This window comes from Dyadobacter sp. HNCC25DJ185 (assembly GCF_056895195.1).
Window position 1 is genome coordinate 1 of record NZ_JBXHAR010000005.1, and the last position, 20903, is coordinate 20903.

Here is a 20903-nt window from a genome sequence, read left to right on the forward strand (position 1 = left end):
GTTGAGAGCAGCTAACAGGATTATTATCAATACATTGTTTTTAAAAAATCAGCGAACTCCTTAGTCATCCGAGTTCCCTGTTGCACCACATTCCAGTCTCTGCTAATTTTCTCGCCAGTGTCTTTGACTTCCCAGCGCCGACGTTTGATACAGAGCGTAACCTTCTGATTGCGAATCGGAAAATCCTGAATGTAAATCTCGGGCAAAAAGCCCTTGGATTCTGATTTTTGTTCCTTGTATTCGGAAGGGGGGAGATTTTTCTCTTCCAGATAGATGTGCAGGCCAGTGAGGCCTTCAACGATTTTGGAAAGTTCAAAGTAATCGAGGATACCCTCGGGTAACAGGAAACGGACTAGGGCTAAATAAGACTCTTGCAATGTATTTAATATTGATTCACTGCAAACCAACTACTTTTTTCACCGCCCCCCAAGTTTTCGGACTGATCCCAAAATTCTAGGAGATGGTTGCCGGTGAAGCTTTGAAAGAACGAGAATCTTTGAGCGGATTGGCGACCAGATTCTAGATCCACCCAGCTCAGGTATCGACTTGAAAAAAGAGAATTTTTGGAACTTGTGGAAAAATCTTTCGGAGATGAGCCCTTCAAAGAAGAGGAATCTGTTGACGTTGACAACCTTTTTAAACAGATCGGTCAGCTGCAGGTGGAGAATGATTTCTTAAAATAAGCCTGCCGGTGTAAGAAGAAAACCTGGTGCTGATGCAGACCATGGATAAACTATTTCTTCTGATCCAACCCTGGGCCTGAGCTTCCAGGAACTTCTACCGGTGAAAGATCAGGGCTTGGAGATACTGATCCCAGGAAAGGTCATTTTTACAGTCAGATCGACTATTTTACACATGAGTTAAGTCAGCCGTACGGGAGTCACTCGGTTGGTGTTCTGGGAGAATATATCAAAGAGAACCCCGACGGCTTGCAGAACCTGGAGTATTGCAGGCCGTCGGGGTTCCTCGAAGATCTTGTGCAACGTATTTTTCAAGCGCACTCCCCTGAATCGTGTCCGACAATTTGATACATATAGTAACAAAAGCTGTGATTCTTTATAATCAAATGTTCACACAGATTCCGGTTAATTTATATCACAATAACTCTGGACGGGAGATGATAAGATATATCAAAATTCGATAAAGAATTTTAATATTTAATCTGGAGGTGTTTACCAAAATAACGCATATACCCTTTCAAAGTCTCAATTTATTTATCAAAACCTAATAGCGACTTTTCAGGACTAACTAATATTAAAAGTATCAACCTGTTACTGCCCCCTGCCGAGAACCATAACCTGCACGGTACGGAAAATAAGTCTGACATCGTCAAATACGCTATAGGTCTTAAGGTATTGAAGATCATATTTCAGTCGCTCAACATTTTTCGCCACAGTGTCAGCATACCCAACATTGATTTGCCCAATAGATGTAATACCTGGTTTTACAGTAAGCAAGCGCTGAAAATCATGCGGAGCTGCCTCCATCAGCATGTCTACATCATATTTATATAGCGGGCGAGGACCTACCACGGACATCTCTCCTTTGAGCACATTGATAAACTGAGGAAGCTCATCCAATCTGGACTTCCGGAGGATATGTCCAATCGGAGTGATGCGCGGGTCATTGCTTCCTTGAGAATGTTTTAAACCCATTTTATCAGCATCTACATACATGCTTCTGAACTTGTATATCTCAAAGATTTCGCCCCAACGGCCTGAACGCTTCTGCTTGAAAAACACGGGGCCAGGAGAGGTTACTTTGATTGCCGCCCATACCAGAAAAAAGATCGGTGCGCCCAAGATCATTACGCTGACGGAGAAAACCAGGTCAAAAGTCCTTTTTAATGTTTGTTCGTTAAAGCTGGAGAATGGTTTTGTATTGACTTGGATAATGGGATACATATCGTGATATTCAATTGTAGCCATATTGGTCATAAAACCTCTGAAATCGGGAACAAGACGTATCTGAGTCTTTCTGCGTTCACCCATCTGAATTACCTTGCGGACCTGCTCATCACTCATTTCCGAAAGACAGCAGTACAAATAATCCAAATGTTTATCTTTCACAACTGATTCAAGAGAATCGAAACTGTCATCTTTATCATTCAGTTTAAACATTCCAAAATACCGGTACCCCAATTCTTTTCTTTCATTGTAAAATTCCCGTATCAAAGTCGCAAGATCCCCACTACCAATAATGGCATAGCGGTTATAGTTATAACCAGCCTGGCGATAAAATTTCAGAAAGATAATTGAACCTGCTCTGAAGGTTGTCGATAAGGTTACGAATAATCCGTATGTCATCAAAAACTGATATCTGGAATACTCTTCACCAGTCTTAGACAAATACAAAAATGCCGTCATCATTGCGATGTGAACTACCACCGCTTTCAGAAACTTGGCCATTTGAGTATTGAAATGGTAGGATAGTCTTGTAAAGCGATAGGTATTGGAGACGTGAATAATGAATACCCAGGCCAGATTGGCTACTAAAAGTAAATTGATGTATTGATTTTCAAGTCGCGTCCCCAAAAAATGAAACTTGAAAAGATACGCAATGAAGAAGGATAGATTTAATAATGCAACGTCGGTCCACAAATGGGCCTTCGGCAGAGTTCCTGAATAGTAGTTCTTCATAATATAGTGACGTTGAGTGAATTTACTTTTGAGGTAATTAACCTCAGAATACTAGAAGGATGAAATTAACCTGCTATGCAATACAAGTATAAGACATTTATGTGAAATTTGCATTCTTGTTTTAATTATATTTTTTTTAAATGAAAAAGCCATCAGACTATTTTCGACAATCTGACTGCCAATCCCTTAGACGGTACGCTTGTTATGCCGTCTGAAATATGCGCATATTAGCAAGGTCTATTACTACCTGCACCTGCTCCTCGAATGACATGAGAGAGTTATCAATCAGGATAGCGTCCTCAGCCTGCCTGAGGGGACTTTCTGCACGATTCATATCATCAAAATCTCTTGATCGAAGATTTTCGGCTATATCTTCGATGGCAACTGTCTCTCCTTTCTGAGTTAACTCCAAATAGCGTCGCTGAGAACGGATTTCTAGTGAAGCTGTTAAGAAGATTTTCAGCTCTGCATTTGGGAAAACAATAGTTCCGATATCCCGGCCATCCATAACGATACCACCGTTTTCACCCATCTTTTGCTGTTGGGCAACCAGAAATCTCCTCACTTCGGCAATAGCGCTAAACTGGCTCACCTTTTCGGACACATACATTTTCCTGATCTCATCTTCGACATTAGCACCATTTAAGAATGTCTCGTTTACGGATTCAGGCGAACGTCTGAATTCGATATCAATATGATCTAACGCTAAGCTGACATCGTTTGCAGCCACATTGTTTTGTAAGAAGTATAATGTTACGGCACGATACATTGCACCTGTATCAACATAAGCGTAGTTAAAATGTTCGGAGATTTTTTTTGCAGTACTGCTTTTGCCGCAACTGGACAGGCCGTCAATAGCGATCGTAATTTTCTTCATGTCGTAGAATTTTTTTAATGATTGGTGCTGGACATTAAGTGCGGTGATTTTGAAGCCAGTGGAACCGGGTTAAAAATAGTTGCTCAAATAGTTACATGCAAGGTATGTTAATCAAATCAGGAAATTCTTTCAAATCTTAGTTTAATAATACTACTAAGGGTATTTAGTAGCGGTATCTCGTTGTACATATAGGTTCTATGCAGTGCCAATTCAACACATTTGTACACGCTTCGATGAGATAAAAAGATTTGGAAAGTACGAATGTCTTTCAGAAAGACTTACTAATCCTTGCAAGTATAGCGGCCGAATTATATAGCAATTTTCCACTGTCAAATGCTACAATACCACCAATTTGAAGTCCCGGCCTAATTTCCCGATGACTGTCAACCAGTGCCGAAAACTGGTTGACTTCTTTAAAGTCCTCACGTGTGCCATGGGTACCGAAGTTTCTTGAAAATGAAAACTTAGCCAGAGTTTCCCATTTGCCAATCTTTCCAACTACCCCGGAATGAAAAGCTATGACCCGGTTGTTAATGAAGTAATTGTCTCTGAATGATGCCATTCCTGCCTTCGCTTGGTTGGCGGGAGTGATGAAAGGAGTACCTAGTCCTACACCCTTGTAAGACCAGCCGCTCCCGTACATATAATGATTCAAATAATTTTCATCTCCCGACGGAGTAGGCTTAGACCATGGTTCGCCTGCTTGATTTTTTGTATAGAGCAATTCAAGCAGGAATTTTCGCCACTGTATGTTTTGGGTTCCTGGTTTTTTATTCAGGAAAGAAATGCCATTTAGACCATCAGCAATATTTGCTAAGTGATATAAAGCTCCAACCTCATAAAAGCTCTGCCTGTACGCGGCAACCTGAATGTTTTTGAAGTCATATTCCAGTCTGAGATCAATGATACCCACATGATTTCCAACTTTGCTGCCAAGCCAATTTTTGCCAAATGTTACATAACGATAGGTTTGCCAGTCTGTCATAATGAAGCTTTCAAAAATCTTTCGCTCATTGCCCCAGAATACATTATCGTTAAATCCTGCATAAAATTTTAGTCTCCATTCCTCCTTACCAAACCTTCCCCAGAAAGACTTTTGCTGAAAATATGTGTTCGCACTGCTTACTCGTTTGTGCATAATAGGCACTTCTCCAACCCATCCGTGCGCAAAGTTTCCTTTGAAAGACAGTACTCCACCCAGTATAGGCAGTGTGTAGAACCGAGGGATAGATATTTCAACTTTCGGAATTCCCAGGGCGTTCCCTGAAACAGCAAAGTTACCCGATGTAAGTAATGTGTCGCTTAGACCCATTGACTCCTTGACACGGCCTCCTTTAAACTCAAATATCCATATTTTTATTTTTCCGTATCCTTCGATCAAAATCAGCTCAGAGCCTTTTCCACCATTAGCTCTACCCTCAAAAGACGCACCCCAGTCCAGTACCTTGTGGCGGGTAGTGTCATAATCCTTTTTTAACCTTCCCAAAAGACTGGCGGATGGCCCAGATAGCGGAACATTGCCATACTGATTGCTTCTGAGCCAGAAAGGGACATGGTCGGGAGTAGTATAGGATGTCTGTGCTTCAATTCCAAACTGAACTTTACCGGATTGCGCGAACGCTGAAAAGCAAGAAAAGATAAAAAGCGAGAAAAAGGTAAAGTTGCTTTTCATTGAGTGTTATGCCTTAAACATTAACCTTGATAACAATTTTTTTTATATAGCCTGGTGCGCCATTGGCATAAACAGGAGCGTGCCCGTCCTGTGGAAAGAACACGGCAAAAATGCCGTTGCCAATAACAACTTCTCCTTGTCTTTCAATTTTATTAAAAAAAGTATAGTCCTTTTCAGCATTGTATTCCATGCTGGGAGTTAACCTTTCGAGATTTGACCATGGTATCAGTTCAGTGCCTTTAATACAGTATTGTACATCAATTACATGTTTATGCGCTTCATAGCCGAAGTCATTTTCAACTTTGGTTTCGTATTCCATTACTACTGCTTTGGCGGTTTCAGTGATAGGGTAAGTACCCAACTCTATTTCAGGATCGGCATTCTTGATGAATAGCAATCCCTGATAAATGTCGTTGTTAATACTTTTATAGAACTCTATGTTTACAAGCGAATCTACTATCATTTTGAATTGGTTTGGTTAAAGTATTCAAGTTTAAATTAATATTTATTAAGTGGTCAGATAATATCAAAACTCAACGATCCTCTTCAATACAGTCTCTTTTGGCTTCATATTTCGATCAAATAGCAGTTGATAATTTTTTTTCTTCATCTGTTTTTCGAAGGATGAGCTTAATCCGTCAGCGTCGCCCCATAAGGTAATACCGGTGATTTTTCCCTTATTTTGGCGACAAACTGAAAATATAGTATCAAAATTTCTAGCTTGTTGTTCCTGAACCGAGGGGGAATAGCTGTCGCTGAGTGCGCTCAGCTTGTCCGCATCCTTCGTGCCAAATTTGTCATAGATGGACACGTCTAATTCTGTAATTTGTACTTCAAGGCCAAGAGAACTAAATTTATCAATACATGACTGCAAGAATTCTCTAGTCATTCCATCTCTACCCAAATGACATTGAAGACCCACACCGTCAACCGGAACACCCTGAGCTTTCAGTTTTTTTAGCAGCCGGTAGATCGCATCTCTTTTTACATCCGTGTAGATGCCATCGTTATAGAAGAGTTTGGCGGAAGAATCCGCTTCACGAGCAAACTTAAATGCACTTGCAATGTAATCCTCGCCAACAATCTGCATGAATTTGTCTTGCGGAAAGTACAACGTTTTTTTTGCATAAACAGCCTCATTCACGACATCCCAACTTCCGATTTTGCCTTTGTAGTGTTTCATGATAGTCGAGATATGATCCCGCATCCTTTTCAGGACCAATTCCTTCGACGCAACTTCATCGCCATCTTCGAAAAACCATTTAGGCGTATGCGTGTGAAAAACAAGCACGTGTCCGCGTACTTTGATGTTGTTTTCCTGAGCAAAAGCCACTAGACGGTCTACCTTATCCCAAAAAAAGGCGCCTTCCCGGGGTTGAATTTTCCACGGTTGAAGTCCTGTTCTTACGGTTACGCTGTTGTATTGTGACTTAATGAAATTCAGGCGAGATGGCGTGAGTATTGTGTCTGTACCAATTGCCGCACCGATTGGAAAATAGTTTTTGTATGCATCTTTCAAAGCAGGAAGTCCTTGTTTTGGCGATAAATTGTCGCATTCTTCCGAGTGATTTAACGAGTTTTCCGGGGAACTCATCCCCAAAAAACTGAGCAAAGTGGCGAAGCAAGCCACAAGAGGCCTTTTGAGATAATTTTTCATCATAAAAGAATTAAGAGACGATGTCTTTGAAAAGTAAACGTTTTCACTTCTCAAAAATTTGGAAAGTGCCAGTGCCCGTCAACTTTATCTTTTAACAAAAAAATACTGACCTTTAAGTGGTCCAACTGGCAGATAAGACAGAATCACTTTTGGAATAAGCGTTACACCGAATTCGTGCGAGCTGCGAAATACATCTGGATAGGAATCAAGTTCCGTTTCTATATGGGGTGCTATCAGCAAGTCATCCATACACAAATTACGATCCACCAATACCTTGCTCGAATTTAAAAGTTCCTTGGTAGCAACCTCATCGAAATCGAACAGCGACTCGAATTTAACCCTTGGGAAAATTTCCAGTTTTCCGCCATCTCCCGCGTTATAAATCTTGACGTTGCGATTTTCAAAGAAAGCCTTCCCCTCGTTGAACTTTTCAAGCATTTCGTGAACCGTCGGGTTATGGTATTTTCTCCCTTTACCAAAATAGCGTGGATCGAAGTGATTCGGGTCATGCTCGTCTGCTTCCCAATTGCGTGAACTGAGCTTCTTTACTTTTTGGTCAGCAAAAGTCATGTCAACTCCCACCAGATAAATTTCTTCAAAACCCAGGTAGGCTGCTACTTGCAGCGCGCCGTTCACAACCGTCTTGTTTATACCACAATTGGGAAGATCATCACTGAACTCGGGGCTGTCCGTATTAAGCCAGTATACATTTTCCCTGTTGTCAATATATTTGGTGAAGTCGACATTTGAAGGGTGGAGATCTGGGAAAAAGGCATAGTCTACCAGTGGAAGAATCTCGTTATTAATTTGTTCGTACATATCTTTCACAACGAGATCATCAGTGACCATATAAAAATTTGGCACCCAGTTATTCCTTTCGAACAACAGATTGACCCTGTTAAATCCTATTGTAAATTCATTTTGCAAAAGATAAAGAGGCATTCTGTTGAGGCTAGGTCCATTACCAATAACAAAAATTCTCTTTCCTTTGTACTTATTTTTTAAAAGCTTCCATTTCCTGAGGTTGTCCTTATTTGTTGATGACGAAAAGCGTTTAAATTTTACAAGTGTATACTTCCAGGTGCGAGTCGTAAATACCTTAATACCATCATTTTGCACGGTGCTCAGACCTTTGGCAATTAAAGCTTTCATTGGATCATTAGTTTAATCAAATAGTGGTAGTAGATTCCGTAACCATTCATTCGCTTGTGATTGACAAGTATAAAGTCGACACAATTCCCATTTAGATAAAAAGTTCAGAAACAATAGCATCCCTTACATCCCTACGTACAAAAATATATTTGTCCTCGATAGGGCCATAGGGGATGTATCGCGTAACCAATTTGGGAATCAGTTTTTTCGCATCACTTAACGTAGTAATAAAAATTTGGTCATCTGCCTGGTCTGTCACGTTGTCGCGGACAGGCGAAGATTTAAGGAATAGCTTAACCTTTTCCACCGAGCAGTTGGGATCGATGGTCGAACAAAATAAGGCATAAATTTTGTCGAGGTCGTAGTCGAAGAGATCGGTAAATTTGACTCTTTCGTACACCTCCAGGTTCCCCCCGATACCGGCGTTCTTAACTTTGATCCCGAGCTTTTCGGAAACATCTTTCGCCTTTTGAAATGCTTTAATCATTCTCACCTGAGTCGCAACAACGGGTTGGTGGTACTTCCTTCCTTTGCCAAAATACCTTGGGTCAAAGTGATTTGGATCATCGTCGGCCTGCGACTCTATCCTGATACCACTAGTGGTTTTTGCGGTTTGATGTATTACATAATTTTGGTCTACGCCGATCAGTATCACCTCGGAGAATCCCATATAGAACAGCATCTGCAAGCCTGCATAGGCAACAGTACCGCCCGATCCAAAAAAAGGCAGCCTGTTTGAGAAATAAGGCACCTGAATCAAATGGTGCATTTTGTATACGTTTTCCTTATTTAAAATCTTCGAGGAATGTAAAGAATGAAAGAAGGCGTATTGATAGTTATCCAGATTTGCGTTGATCTCGTCTCCAATATCGGGCAAAACTTCTGGGTCAACACACATATAGAAATATGGGAACCAGTTCAATCTTTCGTGGAGAAGATAAAATCGATTGAAGCAAAGCGTGTATTCATCCTTTAGCAGGTATAGAGGCGTTTCATTTAAGCTGGGACCGTTACCAATCATAAATGCTCTTTTCCCCTGAAATTTATTCCGTAACTCATTCCACTTATGAGTATTTTCGTCGAGGTTGAGAATGGTCTTAACAACGTTGAGTGACTTGAAGACTTGTCGTGTAGCAAAATTCATAATAATGTAATAAGAGAGTTAAACTGCCAAAGAAGACCTGTTGATAAAATAAGTTTTTCCCTTATAAGGACCAAAAGGTATATGACTGTAAATTAGTTGATTGACTGCCGTACCTGTCTTTTCGCTATCAACTGCAATAATTGTATCTGTTGCATTATACGATCCAGGATCTTGCGGTACGGTATCCAGTAAGGTTTGGAGATCGATTTTAGAATTGGTCTTTATTTGCAGAAGCGACACAAACAAATCTCTTTGCTCATCCTCAGATGCTCCGACAGCAGCGGTAAATTCCTTTCTTTCATAACAATCCAGAACACCACCCATTGTCGCATTGTAAACCTTACAATCCGTATCTTTGAAGTCAGAAGCGATCCTCTTAAACGAATCTAGAATGGTATCAACAATTTCTTTTTTTGGTTGGTGATATTTGCGACCAGTTCCAAAATATCGCGGATCAAAGTGGTTTGGATCGTCATTATCTTTTGATTTAATATCGTTTCCCTTGATAACCTCGGCAGTCTGATGAATTTTATAATTCATATCGATTCCGATCAGATAAATCTCAGAAAAACCGAGATACTTCAATACCTGGAGACCCGCCACTGCAACCGATCCCCCCACATTTACATACGGCAAATCAAAATCAAAAGCACTGTTTACACCCTTTGGAAGCATCCAATTTACATTAGGCTTTTCAATAATGAATTCTTTAAAGTTCGTTCCCGTAGTCAGAGATGTGTGAGTGAAGAAAGAATGCTCTACCAGATTTGTCATCTGATTGATCTCATCGGCCATATCTTCTGCGACCAAGCCGTCAACACACATATACATTGTAGGCTTCCAGTCCAACCGCTCAAGAAAGATGTTGAACCGATTGAACGACAATGTGTACTCATCCTTCAGCAAATAGAGGGGAGTTTTATTTAAGCTGGGTCCGTTACCAATCAAAAATACTCTTTTTCCCTGGTAGATGTTTTCTAGTTTCTTCCAGTCATTCTTGTACTTCTTATAGTAGAAACGATTATTTACTTTAACCTCCAAGATATTGATCCAGAGCTTTATAAATTTTGCTATACCTTGATCTCTTAAAGTCTCTAGAGATTTAAATCTTTTCATTCCTATGTTTAATTACGAAGTATTAATACCTTGAGAGTAGCTTACTTTGATACTCAGCAATTTTTATCATGCTGATTCCATCTTTACAGCTTTTTCATTTCCTCACTAGCTTTTCTTCCCATAAAAAAGAAATCTGTACTAAACGCGATGAAATTATATCCTGCCTTATTTTTTTCTTTAACAAGTTCAATATTGGGGTCGATCACGTGGTAGCCCATCGAAAATTTACGGTCGTTGCAAACCTGCTCGACTTTCTTGAGAGCTTCCTGTACGACAGGCTCATTGTATTGTCCAGGGATTCCAAGTGAGCCAGACAGGTCATAAGGACCAATAATGATCCCGTCAATACCTTCTGTAGAAATGATTTCGTCAATGTTGCGAACTCCGTCAATATGCTCGATCTGAGCGATCACAACTAAATGATTGCTTACCCAGGCTTTGTAACCTTCGAAGTCGTAACCATAGCGTTGTGCACGGTTGAGCCCTACGCCACGTTTTCCCGCAGGAGGATATTTGGCATAGTCAACAGCCTGTTTTGCGTCCGAAGCAGAACAGACCATCGGCACAATAATACCGTCCGCGCCGGCATCCAATGCTCTCTTGATTACCACTTCTTCATTCTTCGAAACACGTACCAGTGCCGCCATGCCACGCGCCTGGATAAAGCCGATCAGGATCTGCAATTCGTTATAGTCGATGGAAGTATGCTCCAGGTCGATCGTTAGCCAGTCGAAACCGGCTTCCGCCAGAATGTCGATCACCGCCTGATGCGGAATGGTAATCCATGAACCGACCGTATTTTCTTTATTTTTAAGCTGTTGCTTTAATGTTGTGTTTTTCATAATTTGTTATTGAGCGTTTGCCAATCTTCTCTGTAACAAAAACTCAGCCCAGTAAAAATCTTCCATATCATCCATATCCGCTGCTTCCAGTCTTTCGATCGGATACATCATCGGGTTTGAACCTAGTCTGTTTTTGATTTTGTAGTTGGTTTCTCTTGAGAAAATATAGAAGCAGGAGTTCTCGTGGTAAATTGGCTCCAGATCCTGGGTGCGGATCAGTTTCTTAGGATCATGGTTCACACCGCTGCCATCGGGCCAGTAAAAACGCTGCTTTGTTTCGGTTACCGAAAAAAGGGCGTCGTGCTCTGTCTGTGAGAAAAATGCTTCGATAGCTCCATTGATCGTCTCGGTCGTCAGCAGTGGATTGGTGCTGTGGGTCTGCAGGAAATACGACGCGTCGGTCTGCTCAATGTCATATTCGATCAGAGGCTGAATGCTCACCATATCACCCAGCAAAAAATCAGGACGCATAAATGCCTTGATCTTTGGAAATGCCTTGGTGCTTTCGAAAATCTCTTCAGAATCTGTATTCACCAGAATTTCAGAGATATATGGGCTGGCAGACAGTGCTTCCATCACCCAGTGAAAAGCGGGCTTACCCACCAGTGGCCGGATGTTTTTGTGTGGCACCCTTTCGGAATGCCCTTTCATTGGGACGAGCGCGGTGATTTTTGGGATCTCCATTTTAACTGATGGCAATTTTGATTGTGATTTTTTTGATGAGCTGAGGTTGATCAATAAAATGCTGCGGGCCGTGACCGTCTTCCGGGAACATAATGGCAAAAATACCTTCACCAATGTCTACATGTGTGCCGCGGGGCGACGGGTCTTTGAAGAATGTACGGTCTTTCGCCTCGTCGTAAGGAATGTTCACATTCATCCCCTCAATTGGCGACCATTTCACCCTCTCCAGCCCGATCACCGGATATTGAATGTCGATCACGTGCTTGTGCGCCTCGTAACCTCTTGTAAAATCCGCAACGGTTTCATACTCACTTACAATTGCCTTCACATTTTCGCTGATGGGATAGGTGCCCAGCGCGATTTCAGGTTGGGCATTTTGTAAAAACTGAAGTCCGACATAAATGTCGGGCGACAATGTTTTATAGGTGTCAATGTTGTTCAGGGTACCGAGGATCATACGGCTTCGGGCGCAGTTAGTTGAGTTTCAAAATATTCTTTCATCCAGCCGACAAATTCTTCATCAGCCGGGCGCATATCGCGAAAAATTTTGCCAATACCTTTGTTCAGGATCAGACCCAGTGTTTTGCCCACATTCTTCTTATCCTTGCTCAATGCAACCAGGAATTTATCAAGCTCAATGTCCGAAATTGAAGTTCCGCTCCAGATCTGCGACAAAAGTTCGCGGATATAAAGGCGCGTTTCTTCGGAAATATAGCCCAACTTGACTGACACAAAATTGGCCATATCCATCCCATAGCTCACTGCGATTCCGTGCGGTATGCGGTAGTTTGTCAACGATTCGATAGCGTGGCCGAAGGAATGTCCGTAGTTGAAAACTAGGCGCTCATTCTGGTCGAATTCGTCCATTTCAATGTAGCCTTTTTTGATCTCAAGGCTGCGGTTGATAATTCCAGCGAGTACTTTTTTGTCCGTCAGCGCATCTGCATATTCTCTCTTTAAGCGAGCAAAATCTTCCTCTCCCGAAACAACATAATAATGCGTCATTTCACCCAGACCAGATTTCAGCTCAGAGTCCGAGAGGGTATCTAGGAATTCGAGGTTGATGAAAATCTGATTGGGGGGATAAAAACCACCCACCTGGTTTTTGAATTTGTTAAAATTGATGGAAGTCTTGCTCCCGATGCAGCTATCTCCTTGCGCCAGCAGCGAAGTAGGGAAGAAGTACCATTTCACGCCGCGGTACATGATCGACGCGATAAATGCAGTAGCATCCTGCGTGATCCCGCCACCAATCGCCACCAGGCGGTGGTTTTTGCGGAAACCGTTTTCGATCAAGTCCTGCATGATCGGTTCGACGCCCTGGTAACTCTTAACCGATTCGTGTGCATCAATGCCAATGTGCCTGAACTGTTCCAACACGGGCTGCAAAGTTTCCTTATACAGTTCTTTGATTTTATTGTCAATGATAATGACATCGCCTTCTTTTAGTTCTGAAAGCAGCGTCTTTTGGGTATCCTCGATGAACGTGACGCTATAATCGTGGATTACGGACTTTACGGTGAAATTATACATTGGTATATCCTCCATCAATGATTAAGTTTTGACCAGTCAGGTAGCTATTCAAGTTGCTACTCAGATATAAAATAAGGTTAGCGATCTCCACCGGCTGCGCCATGCGGCGGATCGGGATAATGTCGGAGATCTTCTGAATTTCTTCGGGTGTGTTGGTGCTCGCCGTCAGGTCTGTCAATGTAAAACCCGGACCTACTGAATTGACCAGAATGCCATGCTCAGCCAGCTCGATGGCGAGTGTCATCGTCAAACCGCGGATCGCGAATTTATTGGAAGTATAAATGGACCTGCCCGGGCGGGTGATCGTGCTCCATATCGAGGTAACATTCACAATGCGCCCGTAGCCATGTTTTTTCATGATTTTGCTGACTTCCCGGCAGAGGATATACGGACCTTTGACATTGATATCAGACAGAAAATCGTAATCCTCGGTCGTAGTTTCGGTATTGACCGCAATTTTGTTAACGCCGGCATTATTGATCAGGATATCGATCTTTTTATCCTGGATCGCGGCGGTGAATGTGGCTACCGAAGCCTCGTCCGTAAAATCGACTTGCAGGTAGGAAACCCGCTGATCAGCATTCTCCTGATTCAATTTTTCTACTTCTTCGATTTTGGTACCGGTCAATATCACCGTGGCCCCTGCGTCGAGAAAACGTGCGGCTATCGCTTTGCCGATTCCCCTTGTGCCGCCTGTGATCAGGGCAAGCTGGCCGGTCAAATCAATAGAAACATTTGATAGACTGTTCATTAGCGCTTATAAAAAATGGCTTCACTAACCCAGCCCGGAATGAGCCGTCATGAAGATGATAGGATGAAAGTCTTTGGGGAGACTTTTCGGAGAAAACCACATCCAACCTTCTGCCGGGCAAAAGGTTGGATCAACATTGCATTGCAACTAGGTCAATGCCAGGAACTCTTCGTCCGTAGCCAGATAGTTCACAATAATGTGGTTCAAAATCATGTGCACGTCCTCGATCGGGCCGTAATCACCTTTTGGGTTTGGCGTGTACAAAGGCACTTTGGAGATCTCGTTCAGTTTACCTCCCAGGAAGCCAACAAATGCGATAGTTGTACCACCTAGTTCATTTGCAAATTCGGCGGCTTTTACCAGGTTAGGTGAATTGCCGCTGGCAGAGATCGCGATCAGAACGTCGCCTGATGTAAACTGGCCGCGCATTTGCTCTACAAACACGTCATCAAAATTGTTGTCATTTCCGATCGCCGTGATCATCGGAACATTGTCAGTCAAGGCGATGATTTTTGGACGGAATTTTGAGAAATAACGAACGAAGAACCGGAAATCGGCCTGCATGTGTGATGCTGTTGCCGCGCTTCCGCCGTTTCCAACTACATATATCGTATTTCCATTTTTGAATGCTTCGATGAAAGTAGTGATAACCTGGCCTAATTTCTCAGGGTCGATCTGGTTTAAAATGTCGGTCAAACGACCTACATAATCCTGTAAATAGTTTTTTGCTAATTCGGTCCTTTCCATTTTTCTAGATTTGGTTGAGTAAAATTGAATTAAAAATCTTTCTGTTCGTACACTTTGTCGATAATTTTCATGAGTTTCATGGCATCATCCGAATTCCCGTAAATGATTGGTTTGTTTTCAGTGATGGAATCGAAAAAGTGATCCATTTCGTATCTCCAACTGTTGTTGTTTACGTATTTTGTGATCACCTCATCCTTCCAGGTCGCAGCAGGGGCGGTAGAACGGTTTCTCGCTACAGACAATGTTTCCTCACCGTAAGACATGGTGGATGTAATCAAACCATTCAAAACCATGTAACCCTTTTCAAGGAATATCTCGAGCGAGAACAGGTGGCGCCACTGCGACATCGTCGAGTGCAGGGAAGCAACTTTACCTGTTGCCGATTCTTTCAGGATCACGAAGGCGTTATCTTCCACATCCATGTGCCAGTAAAGATTTGATAATTCAGCTTTAACTACATCAAAGTCACCAGAGAGGAACAGGAAGAGATCCAACATATGAATACCCTGGTCCATGAGGATACCACCGCCTGCAAGCTCTTTTTTAGCTCTCCATTGATTGTAGTAATCCTTAGTTACACTTTTTCCATAACGTCCTCGAAGCCATAGTACTTTACCATATTCACCGCTGTCGATCAAGCGTTTCATATGCAGCACGCTGTCGTGGTGACGGTGGTTGAAACCGTACATCAATGTTTTGCCACTTCTCGCTTCGGCTTCTTTGATTTCGACGATATCTGCAGCGGTAAATGCTGGTGGCTTTTCGCAGAACACGTGCTTGCCAGCATTGAGCGCGCGAATAGTGAGATCTTTATTCAGAAAGTTGGGAGTACATACGATCACAACGTCCAGCTCAGGGTTGTTTATAATTTCGTCGTGGCTTACATTAGGAATACCGTTGACTTCAGGCCCGATACTTGGTTCCGATACCATCAAAACTTGCCCTTTCTTGATTTCGTCGATGGCGGTGTGCCGGGTTCTGCCCATGACCCCGTAGCCGATGATGCCAATTTTGTAGTTCATAAATTAACTAGTTGAGTAATTTTTAATTGAAATGATAAGCGCCCCGGTAAAATAATGACTTATTTAATTTCTTCGAGCAGATTTTTCACTGCTTCGATCTCCATCAATAATTTACCTTCTTCTGCATAGGATCCCAGGTGGGGTGTGAGCACGATGTTATCCAACTCAGTAAGAGGCCCACCATAAGGTTCTTCCACGAATACGTCCACAGCCGCACCTGCGATCTGCTTTGAAGACAATGCCTGGAAAAGCGCATCTTCGTCCACAATACCACCACGGGAAATGTTGATTAGCAACGCCGACTTTTTCAAAAGGGATAGTTCTTTTTCGGATATCACAGGCGATTTATCCTCATTACCAGGAACATGTAATGTTACAATGTCTGCATCACTCAAAACGGTATTGAAGTCCACCAGCTTTACACCGGTTTTTTCAGCCCACTCCGCATTCGCATAAGGGTCATATCCAATCACCGGGTTACCAATTCCGCGGAAAAGCTCTGATACCAGCCGACCAATACGTCCCAATCCGACGACGCCTATGACCTTGTTAAGTATGAGATTACCAGTTTGTTTTTTCCAAATTTTATTTTTCAACGAAGCATCTGCTTGCGGGATTTTTCGCAGCAGAGAAAATGTCATAGCAAATGTCAGCTCAGCCACAGCACGGGTAGGTCCGTCTGGTGTATTCCTTACGATAATGCCTTTTTGTTTCGCATAAGGCAAATCAATGCTATCCATCCCGATACCAACGCGACTGATTACTTTCAAATTAGGTAAGGCATCCAATACGCGGGCATTCAAAGTCTCCACGCCTGCTACGATCCCTATGCAATCCTTGGCCAATTCAATCGCCTCATCTTCTGTAAGCTTTCGACCATAAGGGTTGTTGATGACTTCAAATCCAGCTTCCTCTAGCATTTGAAATGGTTCTTTGCCAATTTGCCCGAATGAGGAGGGGGAGGTTAGTACTTTCATAAATTAAATAGCGTTACTTGATGTTACTTGTCTTAAATCCTCAAATTATTATCTCAGTAGATGAATTCTGCCTTCTTTAAAGTTACTTTTATTAAAATCGCTGAATGCCCATAAATAGCTTTTTATTAATAATGTGTTATTATCAGTTTTTCCGTATTCTTTTCTGATCGTATTTAGGCAACGCCGCAGTGTTGTCATATAAATTATGAAAAAATTGAAGCGTTTCGAATGTTCACTAAAAAAAAGCAGTCTGTTACGCGTTCTCAGGTAATTACGGATATAACTTGTTGACGAACGGCTAACTTTATGGAGCAAATGTGATTTGGGATTAAAGCCTACTTTATAGCCTAGTTTTTTTGCTCTGGCACAAAAATCGGCATCTTCATAATAGGCAAAAAAAGCATCATTCAAGACTCCTATTTTGTCAATTACATCCCTCTTTATGATCATAGAAGATCCTGGCACGTAGTCGGATTCTATGAAATCGTTGTTTCCAATTTTACTGCTATCAATTTTTTCCGTACGACCGGAATCGAAATCCAGATTAAACCCATCCTGCCACTTCTCACTCGGATTATCATAATAGTAATTTGAAATCCCGGCCACTCCAATATCCACATGATTTTTCATATACAGAAGGGTGTCAATGAGAGAAAAATCTGTCAAAACGGTGTCGTTATTGAGAAGCATAACATATTGGCATTGATCTTCCATGGCCATTTCCATACCTATGTTATTGCCGCCGGCAAATCCATAATTGACGTCATTCTTTCTGTAAATAATATCAAGTTTAAAAGGGGCTAGCTCTTCTTCTTCGATAGGCAACTTGGAGTTATTATCCAGTAAATAAATTCTAAATTGAAAAGCGTCAGACCTGAGGTATGTCTCCAGACTTCTAAAACACTCTAATGTGTCCGTATTACCATTGTAGTTCAACAAAACGATACCAACTAATATCATAAAAATTATAATGACGTTTTCAATTGTACACCGTCGCTACTTCTTATTCTCTCTCGCTCCCTTCGACTGAGCTCCCATCTTTTCCTTTTACTGTCTTTATTAACCAGATAAAAGATTTTACTAAATATTCCAATGAGAATGAAGAAGAAAGGCAATGTATGCATTTCGCCAGTGAGCGAGATAAATAGTATATAGCTAAAAATTGTAATCAATAGCAGATTGACCGGCTTTTTTACCTCCGGTGTCTGCCTTTTGATTTTGAAAAAATTTCTGACTAGCAATACAAAAAACATGATGTAGCCAATCATTCCAAGTATGCCGTGATTGTATAATACTACCAGCCAAATACTTTCAAACGCCTGTAAGCTTGTGTCACCCCCGACCTCTGAAATAATTTTACTTGTAGCACCAAAGCCTTTACCACCGATCAAATTTCCCTGTATTGATTGCAGCGTTGTACTGAACTGAAGTAATCTCATATCGGCAGAACTACCTCTCAAACCACCGTTGTCATTTGATGTGCTAAAATAGGGTGCAATTTTGTCTATAAGAGCAGGATTGAGAAGGACAACTAAGAAAATAACAGACGCGAAGGCAACCATCAAATTTATCCGTCGGCCAGATCGGCCAGAATTAATAAGCATTGCAAAGGAAAGCATCATACTCAACGGAATAATTGCAGACCGGCTTCTCGTGAAAAATACATTAAAGCAAATGAGGCCAAGACATATCAAATAATATCTTCTGTATTTTGAACTTCTATTATTGAGAATCAGATATAAAAAGATTGCTGCAACAAGAATTAATACGCCGCCCCAGGGATAAGGGTGGTAATAAAGTGACTGTACACGATAACCTCTATCCTCAGTTGTATAAGACATTATTTTATTCTCGATTGGAATCATATCCCGAAAACTATCTAAAATAACATTCTTCTGCATTGCTAACTCAATCACACCGTAGAAACATAGGACAACAAATAGTACAAGAATATATTTGATCAGCTTTGTTCCGTTTTGCATAGAGTCAACTGCAATCCAGCCAATATAGAGATAAAGTATTCTCCTAAGCAGAAAATTAAAATATCCAACGGCATTTTCGCTCGTATCACTAAGAAAGATCGTCAAAAACAGAGGAATACACATCCAAAGCACCGCATTTGTATGAGGAAAGGCTCTGATCTCAGACCTTAAATTTTTAGCATTTAATAAATAATTGCCGACAATGAATACCGCAGTGATTTGCAATAGGACTGACTGCACACTAAGGCTGCCAATATCTATACGCATAAAAGGCTGTGAGAGTAAAAACAGCATGATATAAACTCTTACGCCGTTAAGTACGTTGGTACCTAATGCCGTAAGCATATACACTGTGAGTACTAAAACTAAAGCCGTAAATATCATAATGTCGTTGTGTGTCTGCCAGTGTTCTGATGATTCTTATATTTACTTACAAACTCTTCAATTGCACCACTTGATAACAATGGTACAGCTTTCAGAACTTTCTCTTCTTCCCAATCCCACCATTTAATTTGTAGCATCTCCGTCACTATATCTTGAGGGAACCGATATTTTATGAGCTTTGCAGGAACGCCGCCTACCATTGCATAGGCAGGAACATCCTTATTGACAATTGCGCCGGTCGCAATAACAGCTCCGTCCCCAATCTTGACACCGGACAGTATGGTAACTTTTGCACCAATCCAGACATCGTTACCGATTACGATATCACCTTTGCTATAAGGCATTCCATCTTCGTATTTTCCTTCCATATTCCATTTGGCCCTAAATGGAAAAGTACTTACCCAGTCAACCGGATGAATGCCGCCTGTAATTATTCGGACGTTTCGAGCTATCGAACAGTATTTCCCAAAAATTATTTTGCTGGGTGTGTCTTTAACAAAAACTTCTATTTCGAGATTGTTGAAGCCGTACGTATGTTTTCCGAGAATTAAATTCCCTTTTTTTAATTGTTCGCTTACTTTGCTCTTCCTTGATGCAGCTTCCAGTCTGCGAAACAAGCCGATTATCCTGGTTTTCATAGACATGCGTACTTCAATAATTCATTTTTTATCACGTTACTTGCGTCGTCTCCGATATTGGAATAAATAACGCCACCATTTTCTATTGCCGTACCGGAACTAGTACTGTTGGTGATAAATTCTTCGACCTGTGCATGCGTTTTCAAAAGTGGAACGCCAACGAATTTGTTCAGTTCTACACCGTTTCCGGAAGAAATGCTTAGCATATCTAATATCCCAACCGGTATACCATAATAGTAAGATTCATTTGCCAACCCTGTGCTATGGGCTAGCAAAACATCGCAAATGTTAAAATATTCATCCTGTGTTAGAGACTTACCGAAGACCAGAATTCCAAATTTCTCGGTACACCATTCAAAGTCTTCCAGCTTATGTACGGGGTGAAGTTTGATAATAAAATTGAACTGTTCACGAAAATCTATGCTGAGTTTTGAAAAAATCTCAATCAATATTTGGTTATATTCCGCCTTAATCGGTGTGATGCCAAGGATAATATTTTTTTTCCCCCTCGCAATCCCATGTTTCTCCAAAATTGCGTCACGTTTTTCACGGGAAATTTCTGATCTTTTTATAATTGGTGTCCCGGTAATAACCAATTCGCTTTCGCTAGCGCCCATTTCAATGAATTGTTCGGCTTGCATCCTGCCCCACAAAAAGACCTTGTCCGCTATAAGCGGGGTGAAAGAGTAGGGCGGACTAACCGCACCATGCTGAATGACAACAGAAGGAATGGACCATTTTTTGGAACAGGCAAAAATTACAGACGATTCATGACCTCGATCAAAATCGCCAACCACCAGTTGAATATTTGACGATGCTTCAAAAAAGCTATCCCAGAAAACTGCACAAAGTAATTGGTAATTCAAATCAAGAAGCATGCTACTGATCACACGGCCGGGTAGCACCGAACTTTTGAGTTTTTTCTTGATTTTTCCTTTGTTCTGAAAAAACCAGACTTGCACTTTCAACAACCGAAGTAAAGAAACATGCGAAATGCTCTTTCGGGACAAATCGGATTCTTTACTGCCTCCAAAAACGAAAAGGTCATTCGTCTCAAAAGTATTTTTTACACTTAGCCAAATCTGA

At 41.5% G+C, this 20903-nt stretch carries 21 protein-coding genes; all 21 read right to left on the reverse strand.

Annotated elements, in window-relative coordinates; genetic code table 11:
* Positions 1-26: 26 nt before the first annotated feature.
* Complete coding sequence (locus AC1XUF_RS14960) at positions 27-377, reverse strand: ISAon1 family transposase N-terminal region protein (RefSeq protein WP_483342613.1); 351 nt, start codon at positions 375-377, stop codon at positions 27-29.
* An 894-nt stretch (positions 378-1271) separates the two neighbouring features.
* The gene (locus tag AC1XUF_RS14965) at positions 1272-2639 is read right to left on the reverse strand and encodes a sugar transferase (RefSeq protein ID WP_483342614.1); all 1368 of its coding nucleotides are present in this window, start codon (positions 2637-2639) and stop codon (positions 1272-1274) included.
* Positions 2640-2841: 202 nt separating this feature from the next.
* Positions 2842-3516 carry a (d)CMP kinase gene (cmk, locus tag AC1XUF_RS14970; protein WP_483342615.1) on the reverse strand — a complete coding sequence of 225 codons (675 nt, stop codon included), beginning with the start codon at positions 3514-3516 and terminating at the stop codon, positions 2842-2844.
* Between the two features lie 268 nt (positions 3517-3784).
* Entirely contained in the window at positions 3785-5002 is a 1218-nt protein-coding gene (locus tag AC1XUF_RS14975; RefSeq protein ID WP_483342616.1) for a capsule assembly Wzi family protein, read from the reverse strand.
* 199 nt (positions 5003-5201) lie between these two features.
* Positions 5202-5651 (reverse strand): NanQ anomerase/TabA/YiaL family protein, encoded by a 450-nt coding sequence (locus AC1XUF_RS14980; protein ID WP_483342617.1) that lies wholly within the window; start codon positions 5649-5651, stop codon positions 5202-5204.
* Positions 5652-5714: 63 nt separating this feature from the next.
* A complete protein-coding gene (locus AC1XUF_RS14985; protein ID WP_483342618.1) occupies positions 5715-6848 on the reverse strand; it encodes an endo-1,4-beta-xylanase in 1134 nt (377 codons plus the stop codon).
* A gap of 81 nt (positions 6849-6929) precedes the next feature.
* Positions 6930-7997, reverse strand: coding sequence for a 6-hydroxymethylpterin diphosphokinase MptE-like protein (locus tag AC1XUF_RS14990; RefSeq protein ID WP_483342619.1), 1068 nt, complete (start codon positions 7995-7997; stop codon positions 6930-6932).
* A 91-nt stretch (positions 7998-8088) separates the two neighbouring features.
* Positions 8089-9141 (reverse strand): 6-hydroxymethylpterin diphosphokinase MptE-like protein, encoded by a 1053-nt coding sequence (locus tag AC1XUF_RS14995; RefSeq protein ID WP_483342620.1) that lies wholly within the window; start codon positions 9139-9141, stop codon positions 8089-8091.
* 18 nt (positions 9142-9159) lie between these two features.
* Positions 9160-10257, reverse strand: coding sequence for a 6-hydroxymethylpterin diphosphokinase MptE-like protein (locus tag AC1XUF_RS15000; protein WP_483342621.1), 1098 nt, complete (start codon positions 10255-10257; stop codon positions 9160-9162).
* 83 nt (positions 10258-10340) lie between these two features.
* Positions 10341-11099, reverse strand: coding sequence for an HpcH/HpaI aldolase family protein (locus AC1XUF_RS15005; protein ID WP_483342622.1), 759 nt, complete (start codon positions 11097-11099; stop codon positions 10341-10343).
* A gap of 6 nt (positions 11100-11105) precedes the next feature.
* Positions 11106-11783 carry an acylneuraminate cytidylyltransferase family protein gene (locus AC1XUF_RS15010; protein ID WP_483342623.1) on the reverse strand — a complete coding sequence of 226 codons (678 nt, stop codon included), beginning with the start codon at positions 11781-11783 and terminating at the stop codon, positions 11106-11108.
* A gap of 1 nt (position 11784) precedes the next feature.
* Positions 11785-12240 carry a NanQ anomerase/TabA/YiaL family protein gene (locus tag AC1XUF_RS15015; protein ID WP_483342624.1) on the reverse strand — a complete coding sequence of 152 codons (456 nt, stop codon included), beginning with the start codon at positions 12238-12240 and terminating at the stop codon, positions 11785-11787.
* Positions 12237-13331 carry an AroB-related putative sugar phosphate phospholyase (cyclizing) gene (locus AC1XUF_RS15020; protein WP_483342625.1) on the reverse strand — a complete coding sequence of 365 codons (1095 nt, stop codon included), beginning with the start codon at positions 13329-13331 and terminating at the stop codon, positions 12237-12239. The genes AC1XUF_RS15015 and AC1XUF_RS15020 overlap by 4 nt, the downstream gene beginning before the upstream one ends.
* Positions 13309-14067 (reverse strand): SDR family NAD(P)-dependent oxidoreductase, encoded by a 759-nt coding sequence (locus tag AC1XUF_RS15025; protein WP_483342626.1) that lies wholly within the window; start codon positions 14065-14067, stop codon positions 13309-13311. The genes AC1XUF_RS15020 and AC1XUF_RS15025 overlap by 23 nt, the downstream gene beginning before the upstream one ends.
* 147 nt (positions 14068-14214) lie before the next feature.
* Positions 14215-14814 carry a D-sedoheptulose-7-phosphate isomerase gene (locus AC1XUF_RS15030; protein ID WP_483342627.1) on the reverse strand — a complete coding sequence of 200 codons (600 nt, stop codon included), beginning with the start codon at positions 14812-14814 and terminating at the stop codon, positions 14215-14217.
* Between the two features lie 29 nt (positions 14815-14843).
* The gene (locus AC1XUF_RS15035) at positions 14844-15836 is read right to left on the reverse strand and encodes a Gfo/Idh/MocA family protein (protein WP_483342628.1); all 993 of its coding nucleotides are present in this window, start codon (positions 15834-15836) and stop codon (positions 14844-14846) included.
* 59 nt (positions 15837-15895) lie between these two features.
* On the reverse strand, positions 15896-16813 hold the full coding sequence (locus tag AC1XUF_RS15040) for a phosphoglycerate dehydrogenase (protein ID WP_483342629.1): 918 nt from the start codon (positions 16811-16813) through the stop codon (positions 15896-15898).
* Between the two features lie 48 nt (positions 16814-16861).
* Positions 16862-17773 carry a glycosyltransferase family 2 protein gene (locus tag AC1XUF_RS15045; protein ID WP_483342630.1) on the reverse strand — a complete coding sequence of 304 codons (912 nt, stop codon included), beginning with the start codon at positions 17771-17773 and terminating at the stop codon, positions 16862-16864.
* 5 nt (positions 17774-17778) lie between these two features.
* The gene (locus AC1XUF_RS15050) at positions 17779-19140 is read right to left on the reverse strand and encodes an O-antigen ligase family protein (protein ID WP_483342631.1); all 1362 of its coding nucleotides are present in this window, start codon (positions 19138-19140) and stop codon (positions 17779-17781) included.
* A 35-nt stretch (positions 19141-19175) separates the two neighbouring features.
* Positions 19176-19817 (reverse strand): CatB-related O-acetyltransferase, encoded by a 642-nt coding sequence (locus AC1XUF_RS15055; protein ID WP_483342632.1) that lies wholly within the window; start codon positions 19815-19817, stop codon positions 19176-19178.
* A complete protein-coding gene (locus AC1XUF_RS15060; protein WP_483342633.1) occupies positions 19814-20785 on the reverse strand; it encodes a hypothetical protein in 972 nt (323 codons plus the stop codon). Before AC1XUF_RS15060 ends, AC1XUF_RS15055 begins: the two co-directional genes overlap by 4 nt.
* Between the last annotated feature and the right edge of the window lie 118 nt (positions 20786-20903).

Coding starts and splice junctions, on each gene's coding strand:
- AC1XUF_RS14980 (WP_483342617.1), bottom strand. CDS start 5,651: ATGATAGTAGATTCGCTTGTAAACATAGAGTTCTATAAAAGTATTAAC.
- AC1XUF_RS15045 (WP_483342630.1), bottom strand. CDS start 17,773: ATGATATTAGTTGGTATCGTTTTGTTGAACTACAATGGTAATACGGAC.
- AC1XUF_RS15000 (WP_483342621.1), bottom strand. CDS start 10,257: ATGAAAAGATTTAAATCTCTAGAGACTTTAAGAGATCAAGGTATAGCA.
- AC1XUF_RS15040 (WP_483342629.1), bottom strand. CDS start 16,813: ATGAAAGTACTAACCTCCCCCTCCTCATTCGGGCAAATTGGCAAAGAA.
- AC1XUF_RS15025 (WP_483342626.1), bottom strand. CDS start 14,067: ATGAACAGTCTATCAAATGTTTCTATTGATTTGACCGGCCAGCTTGCC.
- AC1XUF_RS14990 (WP_483342619.1), bottom strand. CDS start 7,997: ATGAAAGCTTTAATTGCCAAAGGTCTGAGCACCGTGCAAAATGATGGT.
- AC1XUF_RS15015 (WP_483342624.1), bottom strand. CDS start 12,240: ATGATCCTCGGTACCCTGAACAACATTGACACCTATAAAACATTGTCG.
- AC1XUF_RS14985 (WP_483342618.1), bottom strand. CDS start 6,848: ATGATGAAAAATTATCTCAAAAGGCCTCTTGTGGCTTGCTTCGCCACT.
- AC1XUF_RS15020 (WP_483342625.1), bottom strand. CDS start 13,331: ATGGAGGATATACCAATGTATAATTTCACCGTAAAGTCCGTAATCCAC.
- AC1XUF_RS15055 (WP_483342632.1), bottom strand. CDS start 19,817: ATGAAAACCAGGATAATCGGCTTGTTTCGCAGACTGGAAGCTGCATCA.
- AC1XUF_RS15010 (WP_483342623.1), bottom strand. CDS start 11,783: ATGGAGATCCCAAAAATCACCGCGCTCGTCCCAATGAAAGGGCATTCC.
- AC1XUF_RS15005 (WP_483342622.1), bottom strand. CDS start 11,099: ATGAAAAACACAACATTAAAGCAACAGCTTAAAAATAAAGAAAATACG.
- AC1XUF_RS14995 (WP_483342620.1), bottom strand. CDS start 9,141: ATGAATTTTGCTACACGACAAGTCTTCAAGTCACTCAACGTTGTTAAG.
- AC1XUF_RS14965 (WP_483342614.1), bottom strand. CDS start 2,639: ATGAAGAACTACTATTCAGGAACTCTGCCGAAGGCCCATTTGTGGACC.
- AC1XUF_RS15035 (WP_483342628.1), bottom strand. CDS start 15,836: ATGAACTACAAAATTGGCATCATCGGCTACGGGGTCATGGGCAGAACC.
- cmk (WP_483342615.1), bottom strand. CDS start 3,516: ATGAAGAAAATTACGATCGCTATTGACGGCCTGTCCAGTTGCGGCAAA.
- AC1XUF_RS15030 (WP_483342627.1), bottom strand. CDS start 14,814: ATGGAAAGGACCGAATTAGCAAAAAACTATTTACAGGATTATGTAGGT.
- AC1XUF_RS15050 (WP_483342631.1), bottom strand. CDS start 19,140: ATGCTTACGGCATTAGGTACCAACGTACTTAACGGCGTAAGAGTTTAT.